The organism is Caballeronia sordidicola (genome assembly GCF_000729995.1).
Taxonomy (GTDB): domain Bacteria; phylum Pseudomonadota; class Gammaproteobacteria; order Burkholderiales; family Burkholderiaceae; genus Caballeronia; species Caballeronia sordidicola_A.
Genome location: NZ_JNFG01000199.1, coordinates 227,261 through 245,339, shown reverse-complemented (window position 1 = coordinate 245,339; position 18,079 = coordinate 227,261). Strand labels below are relative to the sequence as shown.

The 18,079-nt window shown below is 58.5% G+C and carries 16 protein-coding genes; 14 read left to right on the top strand and 2 right to left on the bottom strand.

Annotated features, from left to right (window positions below; translation table 11 throughout):
- The first annotated feature begins 54 nt into the window (after positions 1-54).
- From FH08_RS0135815 to pqqE, 14 genes are all read left to right on the top strand, one after another.
- Complete coding sequence (locus FH08_RS0135815) at positions 55-528, top strand: pyridoxamine 5'-phosphate oxidase family protein (protein WP_031362950.1); 474 nt, start codon at positions 55-57, stop codon at positions 526-528.
- A 214-nt stretch (positions 529-742) separates the two neighbouring features.
- The gene (locus FH08_RS0135810) at positions 743-4,567 is read left to right on the top strand and encodes a nitrate reductase subunit alpha (RefSeq protein WP_075583422.1); all 3,825 of its coding nucleotides are present in this window, start codon (positions 743-745) and stop codon (positions 4,565-4,567) included.
- Entirely contained in the window at positions 4,564-6,105 is a 1,542-nt protein-coding gene (gene narH, locus FH08_RS0135805; protein WP_031362948.1) for a nitrate reductase subunit beta, read from the top strand. Before FH08_RS0135810 ends, narH begins: the two co-directional genes overlap by 4 nt.
- Positions 6,105-6,785, top strand: coding sequence for a nitrate reductase molybdenum cofactor assembly chaperone (gene narJ / locus FH08_RS0135800; RefSeq protein WP_031362947.1), 681 nt, complete (start codon positions 6,105-6,107; stop codon positions 6,783-6,785). Before narH ends, narJ begins: the two co-directional genes overlap by 1 nt.
- A 54-nt stretch (positions 6,786-6,839) precedes the next feature.
- Positions 6,840-7,523 carry a respiratory nitrate reductase subunit gamma gene (narI, locus tag FH08_RS0135795; RefSeq protein WP_031362946.1) on the top strand — a complete coding sequence of 228 codons (684 nt, stop codon included), beginning with the start codon at positions 6,840-6,842 and terminating at the stop codon, positions 7,521-7,523.
- Between the two features lie 15 nt (positions 7,524-7,538).
- Positions 7,539-8,336, top strand: a complete 798-nt coding sequence (locus FH08_RS0135790) for a peptidylprolyl isomerase (protein ID WP_031362945.1) — start codon at positions 7,539-7,541, stop codon at positions 8,334-8,336.
- Between the two features lie 99 nt (positions 8,337-8,435).
- Positions 8,436-9,674, top strand: a complete 1,239-nt coding sequence (locus tag FH08_RS0135785) for an MFS transporter (protein ID WP_031362944.1) — start codon at positions 8,436-8,438, stop codon at positions 9,672-9,674.
- 50 nt (positions 9,675-9,724) lie between these two features.
- Entirely contained in the window at positions 9,725-10,141 is a 417-nt protein-coding gene (locus tag FH08_RS0135780; protein ID WP_419178038.1) for a ribonucleotide reductase subunit alpha, read from the top strand.
- A 603-nt stretch (positions 10,142-10,744) separates the two neighbouring features.
- A complete protein-coding gene (locus FH08_RS0135775; protein ID WP_031362942.1) occupies positions 10,745-12,709 on the top strand; it encodes a sigma-54-dependent Fis family transcriptional regulator in 1,965 nt (654 codons plus the stop codon).
- A 278-nt stretch (positions 12,710-12,987) separates the two neighbouring features.
- Entirely contained in the window at positions 12,988-13,062 is a 75-nt protein-coding gene (pqqA, locus tag FH08_RS52185; protein ID WP_101613798.1) for a pyrroloquinoline quinone precursor peptide PqqA, read from the top strand.
- Positions 13,063-13,127: 65 nt separating this feature from the next.
- On the top strand, positions 13,128-14,051 hold the full coding sequence (gene pqqB / locus FH08_RS0135765; RefSeq protein WP_031362941.1) for a pyrroloquinoline quinone biosynthesis protein PqqB: 924 nt from the start codon (positions 13,128-13,130) through the stop codon (positions 14,049-14,051).
- A gap of 2 nt (positions 14,052-14,053) precedes the next feature.
- Positions 14,054-14,773, top strand: coding sequence for a pyrroloquinoline-quinone synthase PqqC (gene pqqC / locus FH08_RS0135760; protein ID WP_031362940.1), 720 nt, complete (start codon positions 14,054-14,056; stop codon positions 14,771-14,773).
- Positions 14,770-15,051 carry a pyrroloquinoline quinone biosynthesis peptide chaperone PqqD gene (gene pqqD, locus FH08_RS0135755; protein WP_031362939.1) on the top strand — a complete coding sequence of 94 codons (282 nt, stop codon included), beginning with the start codon at positions 14,770-14,772 and terminating at the stop codon, positions 15,049-15,051. Before pqqC ends, pqqD begins: the two co-directional genes overlap by 4 nt.
- 1 nt (position 15,052) lies before the next feature.
- Positions 15,053-16,177: a pyrroloquinoline quinone biosynthesis protein PqqE gene (gene pqqE, locus FH08_RS0135750; RefSeq protein WP_031362938.1), complete on the top strand. Its 1,125-nt coding sequence runs from the start codon at positions 15,053-15,055 to the stop codon at positions 16,175-16,177.
- A 172-nt stretch (positions 16,178-16,349) separates the two neighbouring features.
- Here the strand turns inward: pqqE and FH08_RS0135745 are convergent, their stop codons facing one another.
- Positions 16,350-16,661, bottom strand: a complete 312-nt coding sequence (locus FH08_RS0135745) for a high-potential iron-sulfur protein (protein ID WP_031362937.1) — start codon at positions 16,659-16,661, stop codon at positions 16,350-16,352.
- A 136-nt stretch (positions 16,662-16,797) separates the two neighbouring features.
- Complete coding sequence (locus FH08_RS0135740) at positions 16,798-18,033, bottom strand: c-type cytochrome (RefSeq protein ID WP_031362936.1); 1,236 nt, start codon at positions 18,031-18,033, stop codon at positions 16,798-16,800.
- Between the last annotated feature and the right edge of the window lie 46 nt (positions 18,034-18,079).

Below are 18,079 nucleotides of genomic sequence, written 5' to 3'. Positions count from 1 at the left end.
AGCTACGACCATTGATGAGACACAACCCGCTTCGCGCGGCAAGGAGACACATCGATGGATGCGAAGCTGAGACAACTCATATTGGAGATCATCGAAACAGGACGTGATCTGTCTCTGGCAACGCTGCGCGAGGACGGCTATCCACAAGCCAATGCGATCGGCTACGCCAACGATGGCCTGACTCTCTTCTTCGGAACGGCGCGCACCAGTCAAAAAATCAAAAATATTCTGCGATGCAGCAAAGTATCGCTGACCATCAACATGGCATACAACGATTGGGAACAGATCAGAGGTCTTTCCATGGCTGCGACTGCGCACATACTGGCAGATGATTCGCCAGAACGTGCGCGTGCGATGGACCGGCTCCTCGCGCGTTTCCCGACAGCATGGGACATGTCACCTCCCGCCGAGCCGGGCCAGGTTGTCTTCGTCAAACTTGTTCCGATCGTCGTCAGCGTGATCGATTACACGCGCGGTTTCGGTCACAGCAAACTGGTCGAAATAGGCGTACGTGACCTGCCTGGCTAAGCGCGCAAATCTGGAGCGTTCATAACCAGAAACAGGATTCTCTTCGCAATACGAACTAAAATTAATTTTTAAAAAAACAGAAAACGTCACCCTCGTTCTTAGGCACGTTTTCCCGTAGCCCCTTCAAACGGGGCTACTACCACCATAAAAATACACAAGAAATGCATATTTTATGCATAAACTTCGCGCAAACCGGACGTTAGGAGTAGATCGGATGAGCCATTTTATTGATCGCCTGAAATACTTCTCCACTTCGAGGCCGACCTTCTCGGAAGGTCACGGAATGACGACCCAGGAAGATCGTGGGTGGGAAGATGCCTACCGGCAGCGCTGGCAGCATGACAAGATCGTGCGCTCTACCCATGGCGTTAATTGCACCGGCTCGTGTTCCTGGAAGATTTACGTCAAAAGCGGGATTGTCACGTGGGAAACCCAGCAAACCGATTATCCGCGCACCCGTCCAGATATGCCGAATCACGAACCGCGAGGCTGTGCGCGCGGCGCGTCGTACTCTTGGTACCTCTACAGCGCAAACCGTCTTAAATATCCGCTGATCCGCAGCACGCTGCTCAGGCTGTGGCGCGAAAAACGACTGACGCTGGAGCCCGTGCAAGCATGGAGCGCTATCGTCGATGACCAGCAAGCCCGTGCCTCGTATACGCGTCGCCGTGGTCTCGGTGGCTTCGTTCGTTCAAGCTGGGACGAGGTCAACGAGATCATCGCGGCGGCGAATATCCACACCATCAAGCGGCATGGTCCGGACAGGGTGGTGGGGTTTTCGCCGATACCCGCCATGTCGATGGTTTCCTACGCGGCAGGCAGCCGCTATCTCTCGTTGATCGGCGGCGTCAACCTGAGCTTCTACGATTGGTACTGCGACTTGCCACCCGCCTCGCCGCAAACCTGGGGCGAGCAGACCGACGTTCCCGAATCAGCTGACTGGTACAACTCGACCTTCATCATGATGTGGGGGTCCAACGTACCGCAAACGCGCACCCCCGACGCGCACTTCATGACCGAAGTACGGTATCGCGGCACCAAAGTCGTGTCGATCTTCCCGGACTATGCGGAAGGCGCCAAGTTCGGCGACATCTGGCTGCACCCGAAGCAAGGCACCGATGCCGCGCTCGGTCTTGCCATGGGCCATGTCGTGCTCACGGAATTCCACGTTGCGGGCAAGAGCGCATATTTCGCGGACTACTGCCGTCGCTATACCGACATGCCGCTCCTCGTGCGGATCGTTAAACAGGGCGAGCACTTTGTGCCGGAGCGTCTGCTGAGATCAGACGAGTTCGACCACGCATTGGGTCAAGATAACAACGCCGCATGGAAAACAGTGGCCATCGACGAACTGAGTGGAAAGCTCGTCACCCCGGTTGGATCGATCGGGTTTCGCTGGGGCCAAAAGGAAGGTGGCGATGCCGGCAAATGGAATCTGAAAGAAGAGGATGCGCAAGGTACGCCGATTCGACCGGTGATGTCGTTTGTCGAGGATCACCATGAGGTGATCGATGTCGCCTTCCCGTATTTCGGCAACGTCGAACATACTCACTTTACTCATACAGGCCATGCCAGCGTATTGCCGCGCCGCGTCGGTGTGCGTAAGGTGACGACTCGCGATGGCGACGTGCTCGTCGCCACGGTGTACGACCTGTTCATTGCCAACTATGGCGTAGATCAGGGCCTGGGCGGCGCCAATGTCGCGGCCAGCTTCGACGACGACGTGCCCTATACCCCGGCCTGGCAGGAGAAGATTACGGGCGTCAAGCGACATGAGGTCATCGCCGTTGCGCGCGAATTTGCCGACAACGCCCACAAGACCGAGGGCAAATCGATGGTGATCCTCGGCGCCGGACTGAACCACTGGTTCAACATGGACATGAGCTATCGCTCGATCATTAACCTGCTTGTCATGTGCGGGTGTATCGGGAAATCGGGTGGCGGTTGGTCTCACTATGTCGGCCAGGAAAAGCTTCGCCCGCAAACGGGATGGTTGCCGCTTGCGTTCGCAACCGACTGGCACAGGCCGCCGCGCTTCATGAACGGGACCTCATTTTTCTACGCGCATACGGACCAGTGGCGCTATGAAACCATGAGGGTTACCGAGCTGCTCTCGCCGCTGGTCGATGGCAGCCAGTTTGCCGAGAGCCCGATCGATTACAACGTCCGGGCCGAGCGCATGGGCTGGTTGCCCTCCGCACCGCAGTTCAAGACCAACCCGCTTGAGGTCGGCCGCGCGGCAGCCGGGTCGGATGCCGCCGCCTACGTCGCAAATGGACTCAAGGACGGCTCGCTTGAAATGTCATGCGTAGATCCCGACGCACCGGAGAACTTTCCGAGAAACCTGTTTGTCTGGCGTTCGAACCTGCTCGGCTCGTCGGGTAAAGGGCACGAGTATTTCCTCAAGCATTTGCTTGGTGCCGAGCATGGCGTGCAGGGAAAAGACCTGGGCGCAAGCGCCGGGATCTTGCCGAAAGAAGTGAAGTGGCACGATAAAGCGCCGCAGGGCAAGCTCGACCTGGTAGTGACACTCGACTTCAGAATGTCGACCACGTGCCTCTATTCGGACATCGTCTTGCCGACGGCAACCTGGTACGAAAAGGACGATATGAACACGTCCGACATGCATCCGTTCATCCATCCGCTATCCGCAGCCGTCGATCCCGCGTGGCAATCCAAGAGCGATTGGGATATCTACAAGGGCATCGCGCACAAGTTCTCTGAATTGACCGTTGGTCATCTCGGCATAGAACACGATGTGGTGTTGTCGCCGCTTCAGCATGACAGTCCGGGGGAAATCGCTCAAACCGATGGGATCGCTGACTGGGGCCACGACGAATGCGATCCGGTTCCGGGCAAAACGATGGCGAGCGTCGTGACCGTCGAGCGGGACTATCCGAACACCTATCGCAAGTTCACCTCTCTCGGCCCTCTTCTCGAATCGCTCGGCAACGGCGGCAAGGGCATCACATGGCAAACCGGCGAAGAGATCGAACAGCTTCGCGCATTGAATTATCCGGTCACTGAAGAAGGTATGTCACACGGACGTCCTCAGATTCTTTCGGCAATCAATGCTGCCGAGGTGATTCTGTCGCTTGCTCCCGAAACCAACGGCGCTGTCGCGGTCAAAGCCTGGCAGGCTCTGTCGGCACTCACTGGCATCGATCACACCCATCTCTCGCGCGCACGCGAGGACGAAAAAATCCGCTTTCGCGATATTCAGGCGCAGCCGCGCAAAATCATTTCGTCTCCGACGTGGAGCGGGATCGAATCCGAGCATGTCTCATACAGTGCAAGCTATACGAACGTGCATGAACTGATTCCATGGCGCACCCTTTCGGGACGCCAACAGCTTTATCAGGATCACGCATGGATGCGCGATTTTGGCGAGTCGCTGTGCGTCTACAAACCACCGATCGATACGCGCAGTACGGTAGGCATGGCGGGCAGCCGCTCGAACGGGAACCTCGAAATTGCACTGAACTTTCTGACTCCTCATCAAAAATGGGGAATTCATAGCACCTACACCGACAATCTGTTGATGCTGACGCTCTCGCGCGGCGGCCCGATCGTCTGGATCTCCGAGATCGATGCCAGAAAAATTGGCGTGGTCGATAACGACTGGATCGAAGCCTTCAATGTGAACGGAGCGCTGACCGCTCGGGCGGTTGTCAGTCAGCGTATCCCCGTGGGCGCCGTCATGATGTATCACGCGCAGGAAAAGATCATTAACACGCCTGGGTCCGAAGTCACCGGCGTACGCGGGATCCACAATTCGGTCACGCGCATCATGCCGAAGCCGACCCACATGATCGGCGGTTATGCGCAGCTCTCCTACGGCTTCAATTATTACGGCACGGTCGGCTCCAATCGCGACGAATTTGTGATCGTACGCAAAATGAACACAGTCGACTGGAAGGATGAGTCGACCCCATCGTCAGTGCTCTCGCCGGCAGAGGCTGCCCGTCATCAACACACCCTCGCCCATGGCGCCCCGACGCTTGCGATGGCCAACGATGAGTCAGGAGATAAAAAATGAAAATCCGCGCTCAGATCGGCATGGTCATGAATCTGGACAAATGCATCGGCTGCCATACGTGTTCGGTCACTTGCAAAAACGTCTGGACCTCACGCGAAGGGATGGAATACGCGTGGTTCAACAATGTCGAGACCAAGCCAGGCATTGGTTACCCGAAGGACTGGGAAAACCAGGATCGCTGGAACGGTGGGTGGAAGCGCAAGACGAACGGCAAGATCGAGCTTCGCGCCGGTAGTAAGTGGCGTGTGCTCGCGACTATTTTCGGCAACCCGAACCTGCCGGAAATAGACGACTACTATGAACCATTCACCTTCGACTACGCGCATTTGCACGACGCACCGGACGTCAAGGTTGGACCGGTTGCCCGGCCGCGATCGCTGATCACCGGCGAGCGGATGGAGAAAATCGAATGGGGCCCCAACTGGGAAGAAATCCTCGGCGGCGAATTCGAAAAGCGTAAGCAGGACTACAACTTTGACCAGGTGCAAACGGACATCTACGGGGAGTTCGAGAACACCTTCATGATGTATCTGCCGCGACTCTGCGAGCACTGCCTGAACCCTGCATGCGTCGCCTCCTGTCCTTCCGGCGCGATTTACAAGCGCGAGGAAGACGGCATCGTCCTGATCGATCAGGACAAGTGCCGAGGCTGGCGCATGTGCGTGTCGGGATGCCCCTACAAGAAAATCTACTACAACTGGCAAAGCGGCAAATCGGAGAAGTGCATCTTTTGCTATCCGCGCATTGAGGCAGGCCAGCCGACAGTGTGCTCGGAAACGTGCGTCGGCCGGATTCGCTACCTCGGCGTCCTGCTGTATGACGCCGACCGGATCGAAGAAGCCGCATCGGTTGCGGATCCGCAAGATTTGTACGAAGCACAGCTTTCCATCTTCCTCGATCCAAATGATCCGGCCGTGCGTGAGCAGGCCGCTCGCGATGGCGTGCCGGACAACTGGCTTGAAGCGGCGCGTCATTCGCCGGTGTACAAAATGGCGATGGAGTGGAAGATCGCCTTCCCGCTGCACCCCGAATACCGGACCTTGCCGATGGTCTGGTATGTCCCTCCCCTGTCACCCATTAATTCGGCCACCAACGACGGCCGCCTCGGCATGAAAGGACTGCTCCCCGATGTCGATTCGTTGCGCATCCCCTTGCGATATCTGGCCAACCTGTTGACGGCGGGACGCGAAGCGCCCGTGCGCCTGGCGCTCAAGCGAATGCTCGCCATGCGCGCATTTATGCGTGAGCGCCATGTCGAGCGTCGTGAAACTCCCGAACTGCTCGCCGAAGTCGATCTGAGCAGCGCGCAAGTTGACGAGATGTATCGCTATCTTGCGATCGCCAATTACGAGGACCGCTTTGTCATCCCGACGGCACACCGGGAATATGCCGAGGATGCTTTCGACCTGCGCGCATCGTGTGGCTTTTCGTTCGGCAATGGGTGTTCGGATGGCACGACTGAAACCAGCTTGTTCGGAGGCCGCAAAGGCATCGGCAAGGATCGAAAGACGATTCCAATTCGCGCGGCGGGTGAGTAATGGACAACAACGGATCGATTTTCAGCATGTTGAGCGCGCTGCTCGACTACCCGGATGAATCTCTCGTTGAGGGGCTGGCCGAGATTCGTACTTCAATGGCACGTCATCGGGCCTTTGCACCCGCCACACGTGACGCTCTGATCGCGCTGGTCGACCAGTTGGCGTCGCGACCACTGCTGGACCTGCAGGAAGACTACGTGGAAACGTTTGATCGAGGGCGGGCAATGTCCCTTTACCTGTTCGAACACGTCCATGGCGAGTCACGCGAGCGGGGACAAGCCATGGTCGATTTACTTGCGATGTACGAAGCAAAAGGACTGTTTCTTGGCAGAGGCGAGTTGCCTGACTATCTTCCCGTCTTCCTGGAATTCCTCGCACAGGAAACACCCGCCAAGGCCCGGTCGCTGCTAGCTGAAATCGCCGACATCAACCGGCAAATTGCGACGAAGCTCGCCGAGCGCGGTAGCGCGTACTTTGCAGTGGTAGCCGCTTTGTTGCCGCTCGCCGGCGAGGCATCGCTGGACGTTACACCATCCGCGCATGTTCCAGACTCGAAGATCGATGGTGAGGCGCTCGATCGCGAGTGGCAGGACGAACCCGTTAGTTTCCTGGGTGCGCAAGCCCCTGTCTCAGCACAGTCTCAGCCTATCCAGTTTTACGACAAACGACCACCGCGGTAGCCCGGCAAAACTGATTACCGTGTTCAAAAGCATGATTCTCGTTGGAGATGCCTCATGAATCAGCACTTCATCAATTCGCTTTTGTTTGGCATTTATCCCTATGTCTGCCTCGCGATCTGGCTGCTTGGCAGCCTGATCCGTTTCGATCGTGAACAGTACACGTGGAAGAGCGATTCCTCGCAACTGCTCAGACGCCGGCAACTACGCCTGGGGAGCAATCTGTTTCACATCGGTGTACTGATCGTTATTGCCGGACACTTCGCAGGCTTTCTGGCGCCGCACTGGATGGTGTCGCCGTTTCTGAACGCCTCGCAACATCAATTCATTGCAATGGCTGCAGGCGGTAGTGCCGGCATCGTTGCAATCATCGGGTTGTCGATTCTGCTGTATCGACGGCTATCGGACCCGCGAATTCGCATCAACAGCGCGCATGCGGACATTCTTGTCCTGGTCATATTGTGGTTGCAGCTTGCGCTCGGACTTTCCACCGTCCCGCTTTCATTGGCTCACATGGACGGGCTCATGTTCGAAACGCTGAGCACCTATGTCAAGGGAATTGTCACGTTCCAATCCGTCGCCGATCTCATTGCTCCGGTACCGCTCGTCTACAAAATCCATATCGTGCTGGGCTTCACGATCTTCCTCATTTCTCCCTTCACGCGTCTTGTTCATATCTGGAGCGGCATGGCAACCGTAGGCTATTTGTTTCGGCCGCACCAGATCGTGCGTAAGCGCTAACGCGAGGAACATCACATGTCTTCAAACACGAACGGCGCATCGGCGGTATCAGACCCGGTCGAGCTCAGTGTCAACGGCGTCTTGATCGCTGCGGCCACAATCGATGCCGAATCTGCGTCCCATCTGAACGAAGCCGATCCGGACCGGGCCGCGCGTCTGGCATTGGTGGTGCGTGAGTTGCTCACACAGCGAGCTGTGACAATGGGTTTGCTTGCGGCGCACGCCGAACTTGATGATCCGATCACTGACCGCCTCCTGGAACTGGAATGTGCGACTCCCGTGCCATCCGATCAGGAATGTCAGCGCTACTACGCGGCAAACGCGCAGAAGTTCCGCAGTCCGGACCTGGTCCTGGCGCGCCACATCCTCTTTGCGCTGACAGACAAGTCGGCAATGACCCAGGTCCGCGCCCGCGCGGAAGAGGCGCATCGCGAACTCGTTCAGCACCCCGATCGGTTCGAAGCGCTCGCCGCGACCTTGTCAAACTGCCCGTCCGGTCAGGTCGGCGGAAATCTCGGCCAGTTGACCCGCGGCGAGAGCGTGCCCGAATTCGAGAGGGCAATTTTCGATAGCAAACAGATCGGCTTGCTGACGGGTCTCGTCAACACGCGGTATGGCTTTCATATCGTGTTGGTGGAGCGCCGGATCGAGGGGCTCTCGCTGCCCTTCGAAGCGGTTCGAGAAACCATCGGACGCTATCTTCTGGAACATGTCAGGCATAAGTCGATTCAGCAATATTTGACGCTGCTGGCCGCAAGCGCCGACCTGCGCGGCATCACACTGGATGTACGCCCCGGACTGCTATTGCAGTAGCGCTCCGGGCGTCGCCTCTGGAAGTTTTCTTCAAACCCGTGCCAATCGATCGCGCCCGAGTGCCAACCGGCACTCTGGGCATCCTGATCTGGAGCAACTATGGCCTCACGAAAAAGTCCGATGTTGGTGTTATGCGTCACCACGCTGGCCTTTATGGTCTGCTTCGTGGTCTGGATGATGTTCGGCGTAATTGGCATCCAGCTACGAACCGATCTCAACCTGAACAGCACTGAGTTCGGGCTGCTGACAGCAACACCGGTTCTGACTGGCGCGATGTTGCGTTTGCCACTCGGCATCTGGACCGACCGTTTCGGCGGTCGCTTGGTCATGACCGTATTGCTGGTTCTGTGTGCCATCCCCGTATTCCTGATTTCTTTTGCGACGGCGTTCTGGCAGTTTGTCGCGATCGGACTGTTTCTTGGCGCTGTCGGCGCATCGTTTGCGGTGGGCACGCCCTATGTCGCCCGCTTTTTCCCCCCTGAAAAGCGTGGCTTTGCGATGGGATTCTTCGGCGCCGGCACGGTTGGCGCTGCCGTGAATTTGTTCATCACCCCATCGCTGCAGGCAGCCTATGGCTGGAGAGCCGTCCCGAAGATCTATGCGTTGGCACTACTGGTCACTGCGGTTATTTTCTGGCTGGGATCGGCACCCGACCCCGGTGTCGGTAAGACATCAGGACCCTGGTACAAACAGTTCCTTGTGTTGAAAGACCCGAAGGTCTGGAAGTACTGCCAGTACTACTCGATTTGTTTCGGTGGCTTCACCGCCTTGTCGCTATGGATCCCTCAATACCTAAAGGGCGAATTCGGTCTGTCGGTTGTCGCCGCTGCAGCTTTAGCAGCGGGCTTCTCGCTTCCAGGGTCAGTACTGCGGGCGCTCGGCGGCAGTCTCGCCGATCGATTGGGCCCGCACAAAGTGACCTGGTGGGGATTGTGGGTCGCATGGATATGCTTGTTCCTCTTGTCGTACCCGGATACGGCCTTTGTCGTGAGCACGATCAATGGTCCGCGTAGCTTCCATATCCACCTGGGGTTGCCCGTGTTTATCGGGTTGCTGTTCATCCTGGGCGCGGTGTTTGCGTTCGGCATGGCGTCCACATTCAAATACGTCGCTGACGATTTTCCAGAGCAAATGGGTGTCGTGACCGGCATTGTGGGTTTAGCAGGCGGATTGGGCGGCTTTCTGCTACCGATCCTCTTCGGCATCATCCTCGACTGGTTTGGCCTGCGCTCAAGTTGCTTCATGTTGCTCTATGGAATTGTCTGGGTGTCCCTCATCCTGCTCTATCAATCGAGCGTGCGGCGGACCCGGTTAGATGGACAACTCGACCGCGGTTGAGCAGCTGGTCACCGCGTGGCGCCGGTGCCACGCCTTTAGGATACGCAAAAATGAGTATGAGCATTTCGAGTTTTGAGGACCTGGTCACTGTCGCGCGGCAACAAGCGGAGCCGCAACGGTTGTTGTTCGTCTTCACCCGAGTGGAGTTGCCCGAGGACTGCACGCCAGAGCAGCGAACCCGTTTCGAAGCGGGTGTTGGCGGTGTCCTGACGCCGTTGGCATGCCTCGACAAAACGCCAGAAGAATTAGGCGCATTTGACGAATTGCTCGAAGAATCCCGTCAGTTCCTTCAGGATTGGACGATCGTCTTCGTTGCAGCGCTGTCGGGCAAAAACGGGCGCGCACCAACTTCCGAAGAAACCGAAGCGCCTTTGAACAACATGGTGGAATCGATCAAGGCGGGAACCGTGGGCGTGTTCGTTTCATTCGGCTTCGACGGGCTACCGGTTATATTGAGTGCCTCTTGAACGGTCCACTATGTGGGCGCCTGTCGAGGTGGGCCTGGACCAGCTTCCGCGCGCATAGACTTCTGTCATCTCCTGATGAAAGGATAGTCATGTTCGGCAAACGAGACGGAGCGCCGAATCGGCGGCACCCGGCAGAATTTCAGATGGCAGAGCTCTGGATGAGTGCTTTTCTCTTTCGCGGAGCCGATAGCCGTGAATCTGTCAGTGATGCGGGTGCAGTCGCTTGGTAAGCGCCTCGCATACACAAGTTCGGATCCCAGGCCGAATGTCGCTGAGGCGACGGACGCCACACCCCATGACGGCATTCCACGGCAGTGGATCGCCTGCTCGTGCAAGATACATGACGATGACTTAGCGGTCGAAGCAGCGTGGTCAAGCGGGTAAACGCCTAGGCGCTGATAGAGCATCGGGATGGATGCACGAGCCATTGACCTTCGTCAATTGGGCCGCTTGACGGTGGGCCAACATGCAATGACAAGAAGGAGTCGTCCTGCGAAGAGCCCCATCAAGTGCCCCAAAATGCACACTGGCGCGGGACTTGCTCTAAGTTTTGCCTACGATGTTCCGGCGAGACGATCGGAGCCCAACGAGCAGGAGGAGACAATGCGCGATGATGCCAATCACGTTGATACGCCATTAGTACAACATGAAGCCGAATGGCTTACGCCATCAATCCAGAAATCGCACCAACGCTCTGAGACCTTCGGATTGAGCGCATTGATGCGGCCAGACTACGATGTACTGCCTGCCGCCGAACTTGCCCTAAAGCTTGAGCAAAGCCGCATATTGTGCGCACACGCTACCCCGGTGATGGAATCGCTTCATGAGCAGATCGTCAACACGCAAAACGTGATCGTATTGACCGACGCCGAGGGACTGATTCTTCATTCGATCGGCGACGATGATTTCCTGCGGCGGGCCGAGAAAGTCGCGTTACGTCCCGGCGCGAACTGGGCAGAACAGCAGCAAGGCACCAATGCGATCGGCACTGCCATCGCTGAATGTTGCCCGACCGTCGTGCATGGCGCGCAGCACTACCTGGCCGCAAACCGTTTTCTGACTTGTTCCAGCGTGCCGATCCTCGGTCCGTATGGGGACCTGATCGGCGTGCTGGACGTAACGGGCGATCATCGCAGCTATCACCAGCACACGATGGCACTCGCGAAGATGTCAGCACAGATGATTGAAAACCATCTGTTTACCAATACCTTTCGCGAGACGTTGCAGATTGCCTTCCATGGCCGCGCAGAGTTTCTCGGCACATTGATGGAAGGTATCGCCGCATTTACCTGTGACGGACGCTTCCTGTCCGCGAATCGCAGTGCCCAATTCCAACTCGGGCTGCCGCTTACGGCCTTGCGCGCTCACACGCTGTCGTCGTTGTTCGGCCTCAGTAGCGCACAGTTGATCGACCGCCTGCGAGCAAACCGGGATCGGCATCTGTCGCTGAACCTGAACACCGGTGCAGTTGTCTGCGCGAACGTCGAGTTTCGGCGCGCCGTGCTCGCTGACGGCGGATGGTCGCACAAGCCGAGCAGCGAGGCGAGGCCGGACGCTCTCCGTGCGCCGAAACCTACCGCTCCCGCCGCTCCGCTTTCGAGGCTCAGCTATCTGGACACTGGCGACCCGCAGGTGGCCAACGTCATCGCCAAGGTACGCAAGGTCATTGGCAAGGACATTCCTATCCTGATCACCGGCGAGACCGGAACGGGCAAGGAACTGCTGGCCCAGGCGATACATAACGATTCGCCACGCCGCTCGGGCTCATTCGTGGCGGTCAACTGCGCGTCGATTCCGGAAAGCCTGATCGAATCCGAGTTGTTCGGCTATGAGGAAGGCGCGTTCACCGGCGCGCGGCGCAAAGGCGCTGTCGGCAAGCTGTTGCAGGCGAACGGCGGCACGCTCTTTCTTGACGAAATTGGCGACATGCCTTATCCACTGCAAGTGCGCCTGCTACGGGTGCTGCAGGAACGTCTCGTCAATCCGCTCGGCTCGACCAAGTCAATCCCGGTCGATATTGCGATCGTCTGCGCGACCCATCGCGATCTGCGCGAGATGATCGCTCAGAACCGTTTTCGTGAGGACCTGTACTACCGTTTGAATGGACTGGTGGTTAAGTTGCCGCCGCTGCGCGAGCGAACGGATCTCGCGTCTGTGATTCAGAAGATGCTGCAATGCGAGTCGCTCGGCGACGCCGACGGAGCAAGCCTAAACGTTGATAGCGAAGTCATGACGCTCTTCAAACAATGCGCGTGGCCAGGCAACTTTCGCCAACTCGGCAACCTGCTACGCACAGCTTCAGCCATGGTCGACGCCGACGGGCAGATACGGCACGAACATCTGCCAGACGATTTCTTCGAAGATCTCGACAATGCGGGCACTGCGCCGCCGGGGACAATTGACGCCGTGGCGCGGCAAAGCGCGCGTCTCCAGGACGTTGCCGTCTTTGCGATCACCGCAGCCGTTGCCAAGCATCACGGGAACGTATCCGCCGCCGCACGTTCGCTCGGTATCTCGCGCAACACCATCTACAGGAAGATGCCGGCGCCGCCGTGCACCGATGACTGAACGGAAATCTCCTCCCCACAGGCTGCTTCACGTGTGTCATTTTGCAACATGGGTGCGCTGAAACAGAACACCGCTCAGGCAACGGATCGGGGAGAGGTTTCCGATGATCGACGGGCCGCAACGCGTGCGTGCAGTCCTCCAACTCTTCCTTCTGACCAGCACAGCATCCAAAGCGCTACGAACACCGCTTGCCACTCCCGGCACAGACCTTGCATTGAATGAACCGACCGCTTCCCAACTGCGGTTTTTCACTCACAAGCGTTTTCAAGGAGACAGCCATGCATTGGATCACCCCCGCCTATACAGACCTGCGTTTCGGCTTCGAAATCACGATGTACATCGCCAACCGCTGAAGCAACGACAAAGCGCCGCCCACTGCCGTTGCTGACGGAGTGTGGGGGCGCCCGGAGCATCGTTCATGAAGATCAAGATTCTGGGCTCAGGCGCAGGCGGTGGTTTGCCGCAATGGAACTGCAATTGCGCTAACTGCACCCACGCCCGCGACGGGACTGGCGATGTCACGCCACGCACGCAATCGTCGATTGCAGTCAGCGAGGACGGCATCGACTGGATCCTGATCAACGCGTCACCCGACTTGCTTGCTCAACTGCGCGCAAATCCCGAGCTGCAACCTGCCCGTTCGATTCGCGACACAGGCATAGCAGCTGTGTTGTTGATCGACGCGCAGATCGATCACGTCGCCGGGCTGTTGATGCTGCGGGAGCGCACCACTGCACTCCCGATCTACGCCTGTGCCCCCGTGTTCGCCGATCTGTCGAGCGGCTTGCCACTTATACCCTTGCTCGAGCACTACTGTGGCGTGGAACAGCACGCCATTACGCTCGATGAACCTTTCGCGATCGCCCCATTGAACGGCATCCGTTTTACCGCAATTCCAATCGATAGCAAGGCCCCGCCCTACTCGCCGCGGCGCAGTGAAGCGGTGCCTGGCGACAACATCGCGCTGCTGATCGAAAACGAAGCTACCGGGGCTCGGGCGTTCTATGCGCCGGGCCTGGCCAGCGTATCCGACGCGGTGCGTGAAGCGATGTGCTCGGCCCAGCTAGTGCTTGTCGACGGCACATTCTGGACTGCTACCGAAATGATCGATCTAGGCCTGTCGACGAAGCACGCCGGCGACATGGGTCATCTCGCCCAATGCGGACATGGCGGCCTGCCAGGCATGGTCCAGTGGCTCGACTCGCTTCCTGCCGCAACACGCAAGGTGCTGATTCACGTGAACAACACCAACCCGATTCTCGATCCGCATTCCCCCGAATATGCCGTGTTGCGCACCCGCGGCATCGACGTTGCGTGCGATGTAATGCAATTTCAGGTCTAGCCATGAACGCACCCCTGCACATCGGCATCCCCCAAGCCTCGCCCTGGCTGGCGAGCGAGTTTGAAGAACGCCTGCGCGAACTCGGCGCGCGTTATCACATTCATCACCCGTTCAATATGCGCATGAACAGCGGCCAGTGCTCGCCGCAGCAGATCCGCGGCTGGGTCGCAAACCGCTTCTACTATCAGATCAACATTCCGTTGAAGGACGCAGCCATCTTGTCGAACTGCCCGGACCGGCACACGCGCAGGCTGTGGATCCAGCGTCTGCTTGATCACGACGGCATGGGTGACGACGCTGGCGGGATCGAAGCATGGGTGCGCTTGGCCCATGCAGTCGGCCTCGAGCGTGAGGCATTGTGGTCGCTTGACCACGTGCTGCCAGGCGTGCGCTTCGCGGTCGATGCTTACGTGAACTTCGCACGGCGTGCGCCGTGGCAGGAAGCCGTGTGTTCATCGCTCACAGAGATGTTTGCTCCGCAGATTCACCGCGACCGCCTGGCCGGGTGGCCTTCGTTTTACCCGTGGATCGATGCCGATGGGCTGCAGTATTTTCGCAGCCGCATTCCACTTGCCCAGCGCGATGTCGAGCACGGGCTCGACGTCACGCTGGGCTACTTCCGCACGCCGGAAGCACAACAGCGTGCGCTCGATATCCTCAACTTCAAGCTCGACATCCTGTGGTCGATGCTCGATGCAATCGAAAAGGCCTATCCGGTATGAGCTCCCTGAACGCCGGCACTGACGACCACGCCCGTCCCCATTTGCGGCTGATGTTCCGGCTGCAGTGGGAAACTACACAGGATGCCTACGTGCTTCTCTATCCGGAAGGCATGGTCAAACTCAATCCGAGCGCAGGTGAAATTCTCGCGCGCTGCGATGGGACACGCAAACTGGACGACATCATCGATGAACTGGAGGATCTGTTCGGCGCATCGGATCTGGCCGCCGATGTCTACCGTTTCATCGATCATGCACGTCAACGTGGCTGGCTCGACTGATATGAATACCGATAGCATCCGCCCTTCCCAGCCTTTATGGTTGCTCGCCGAACTGACCTATCGCTGCCCGCTGCATTGCGCGTTCTGCTATAACCCGACCGATTTTGCTCACGATGCCACCGAACTCGACACGCACGCCTGGCTCGACGTGATCAGCCAGGCGCGCACGATGGGTGCCGCGCAAATTGGCTTCTCAGGCGGCGAACCATTGTTGCGCGATGACCTCGAAACGCTGGTGGCCCATGCACGGGGAATCGGCTTCTATACCAACCTGATCACCTCTGGCGTCGGACTGACCGAGACGCGGATTGCTGGTCTGAAGGAAGCCGGTCTTGACCATATCCAACTGTCGTTTCAAGACTCTACGCGCGAGCTGAATGATTTTGTCTCCAGCACCCGAACGTTCGACCTGAAGCAACGCGTCGCCCGCCTGATCAAGCAACACGGCTACCCCATGGTGTTGAACTGCGTGCTGCATCGCTACAACCTGCCGCACGTCGCGCAAATCATCGAGATGGCACTCGAGATGGAAGCCGACTACCTGGAACTCGCCAACACCCAATATTACGGCTGGGCGATGCTCAATCGCGAGCAGCTGATGCCGACGAGCGAGCAACTGCGTGAAGCCGAGGCGACTGTCAATCAATACCGCGAGCGCCTGGGCAATCGCTGCCGCATTCTGTTCGTGGTGCCCGATTATTTCGAGGAGCGTCCTAAAGCATGCATGAACGGCTGGGGCTCCGTATTTCTCGGCATTGCACCGGATGGAACCGCGCTGCCGTGTCACGCAGCGCGCTCGCTGCCGGGTCTTGAATTGCCACATGTACGTGACGCGTCACTGGCTCACATCTGGTACGAGAGCGCCGCATTCAATGCCTTTCGCGGTGACAGTTGGATGCGTGAGCCATGCCGGACCTGCGACGAACGCGCGGTTGATCATGGCGGCTGCCGCTGCCAGGCGTATCTGCTGACAGGCGACGCTGCAGCAGCCGATCCGGTTTGCTCGAAATCACCAGATCACGACAAGATCGAACAGGTCGTGATGCTCGCACGCCGTCCGGCGCGTGATGAAAATGTGCAACCGCTGATTTTCCGAAGTCGGGAAAACTCACTGCGCATTGGATAGTGGCGACCTCCACCGACTTTCGGCGTGCGTCCTGAGGAAGCGAAGCGCGAATAGCCACGATGCGAGGCCAAGGCACGGCTGAACCGCGTTTCGAATCCGAATCAAATCGCCGTCCTCCGCTAAGTCCCCGCCGCCGTCGCGACTGCACGAAAAGCGAGGTACCGGTCCACCGTCAGGTGCGCTTGCTGTAGGCGTTGCACCACCCGCTCGCGGCAACGTCCTTTGCGCCAAACATCGGACATCCGCCAAACGTGTCTCCCGATTTACCACCGAAAAACTGGCAAGTCGCACAATTCTGGCCAGGCTGATACTTCGGGAATCGAGCCCGGTCGACTGTTGCCGCATCCGACTTGTAACCGAGTGCCTGTGCCGCCGAATCATTCTCAGCGAGGTGCGGCTGCGCCGCGAGCGACTCCCGATAAAAGCTGAGGACCGCACAAAGGCCGGCTGTTCTGGCAAGGAATACTCTGCGTGTTGAACTCATGAATTTCAGTCCTGGAAAAAATGGCGTAGATGGCGCGAGTCCGCCGTCACTGCTCCGTGCCTTGTCGCGCGCACGGCATGATTGAGCGAGCGGCATGTCGCCGCTCGCGATCCGGCTGCCGAAGACGACCGCATGTTCAATGCGACGTACCCGCATTCAAAGGTGTCGACGAAGCCTTCGCGCTGTCGGCGGTCAGCTTCGTCGTACTCGCGCTGTAGCCGTTCGAATTCAACAGGAAGGCCATGAGGTCGGCGTAGTCATCGGGCTTTAGCTTCCCTGGACGATCCGCCGGCATGTTGCTCGCCATATAGCCAAATACGCCACCGATCGTGAGATGCGCATTGGCCGCCGGCGCAAACGCGGGGCCGCGAAGCGCGGGCGCATTGACGCCTTGCAACTGCGCACCGTGGCACTTCGCGCAGGAGCCGGCATACAGGGTCTTTCCGTGTGCGACCTGGCCACGACTGAAAGCTGGCGGATCACCGCCCATCGTCGCGTCGACCCGGATGAAATTACCCGCCCGGATTGGAAGCCGTGCGCGTGCCTGCGCCATGTCAGAGGACGCGGCGACGCGCACCGGCCCGTCCATATAGGCAAACCGGTCAGTAGCCGGCTGCGCCGCCTGAGCCGTGTCGGGCATCGCCCATTGCAGCGTCAGCGCGGCCAGCTTGCCGTTCGCAGTCATCTTGGCCAGCGCCGCGTCGATTCGTTGCTGCAACGCTGCGTGAGCCGGACCAAACGCGAAGACGAGTTGCCAGTCTGCATACGGCGAGGCCGTGCCCGCGACCTCGAAGTGCCGCTGCGGATGGGCGAGCGAGTAAGCGACCACGGCTGGATACCAGACGATCGCACGCTGTGCATGACCCTTGGCTACCGCTTCGACAGTAAGTTCGGGCGTATTCTCGAGATCGAGCGTAATGTCGTGCTGCTGCACGGCGATCAGTTGCGCCGGACTGGCGTAGGTCGCAGCAACAATATCGGTCGCTGCTGCTGGTTTAGCTGATGGATCTTTCACGCTCACGCTGACGTATCCGGAACGCAAGTAGCTCTGAGAGAAAAGCAATTTGCTACCCGTTCCGTCGGCGACCGATGAGCGCGGAAATCCAGCGATCACATCACAACTATGGCCGAGCGCCCGGCCAAGTTCCTTCAGCGAGATACCGTCGTCGTCGCTCCCGTCGAACCCGCCTGGAGCGAGCGATACCGCGATACCGGCTGTCTTAAAGGCCTCACGGGTAACTGCCTGATCCAGTGCTGTGGACGGACTGCCCGGAAAGGTGCAGACACGCACGCCAGCCGTCGCGATGCCTGGCAGGACCGCGCTGCAGGTCATCAGCAAACAGGTGACGAGGGAATTGAGTCGAATTTTCATGATCATGTTTCCGATAAGTGCCGGGATGCCACGGCGTCTGCGCGGA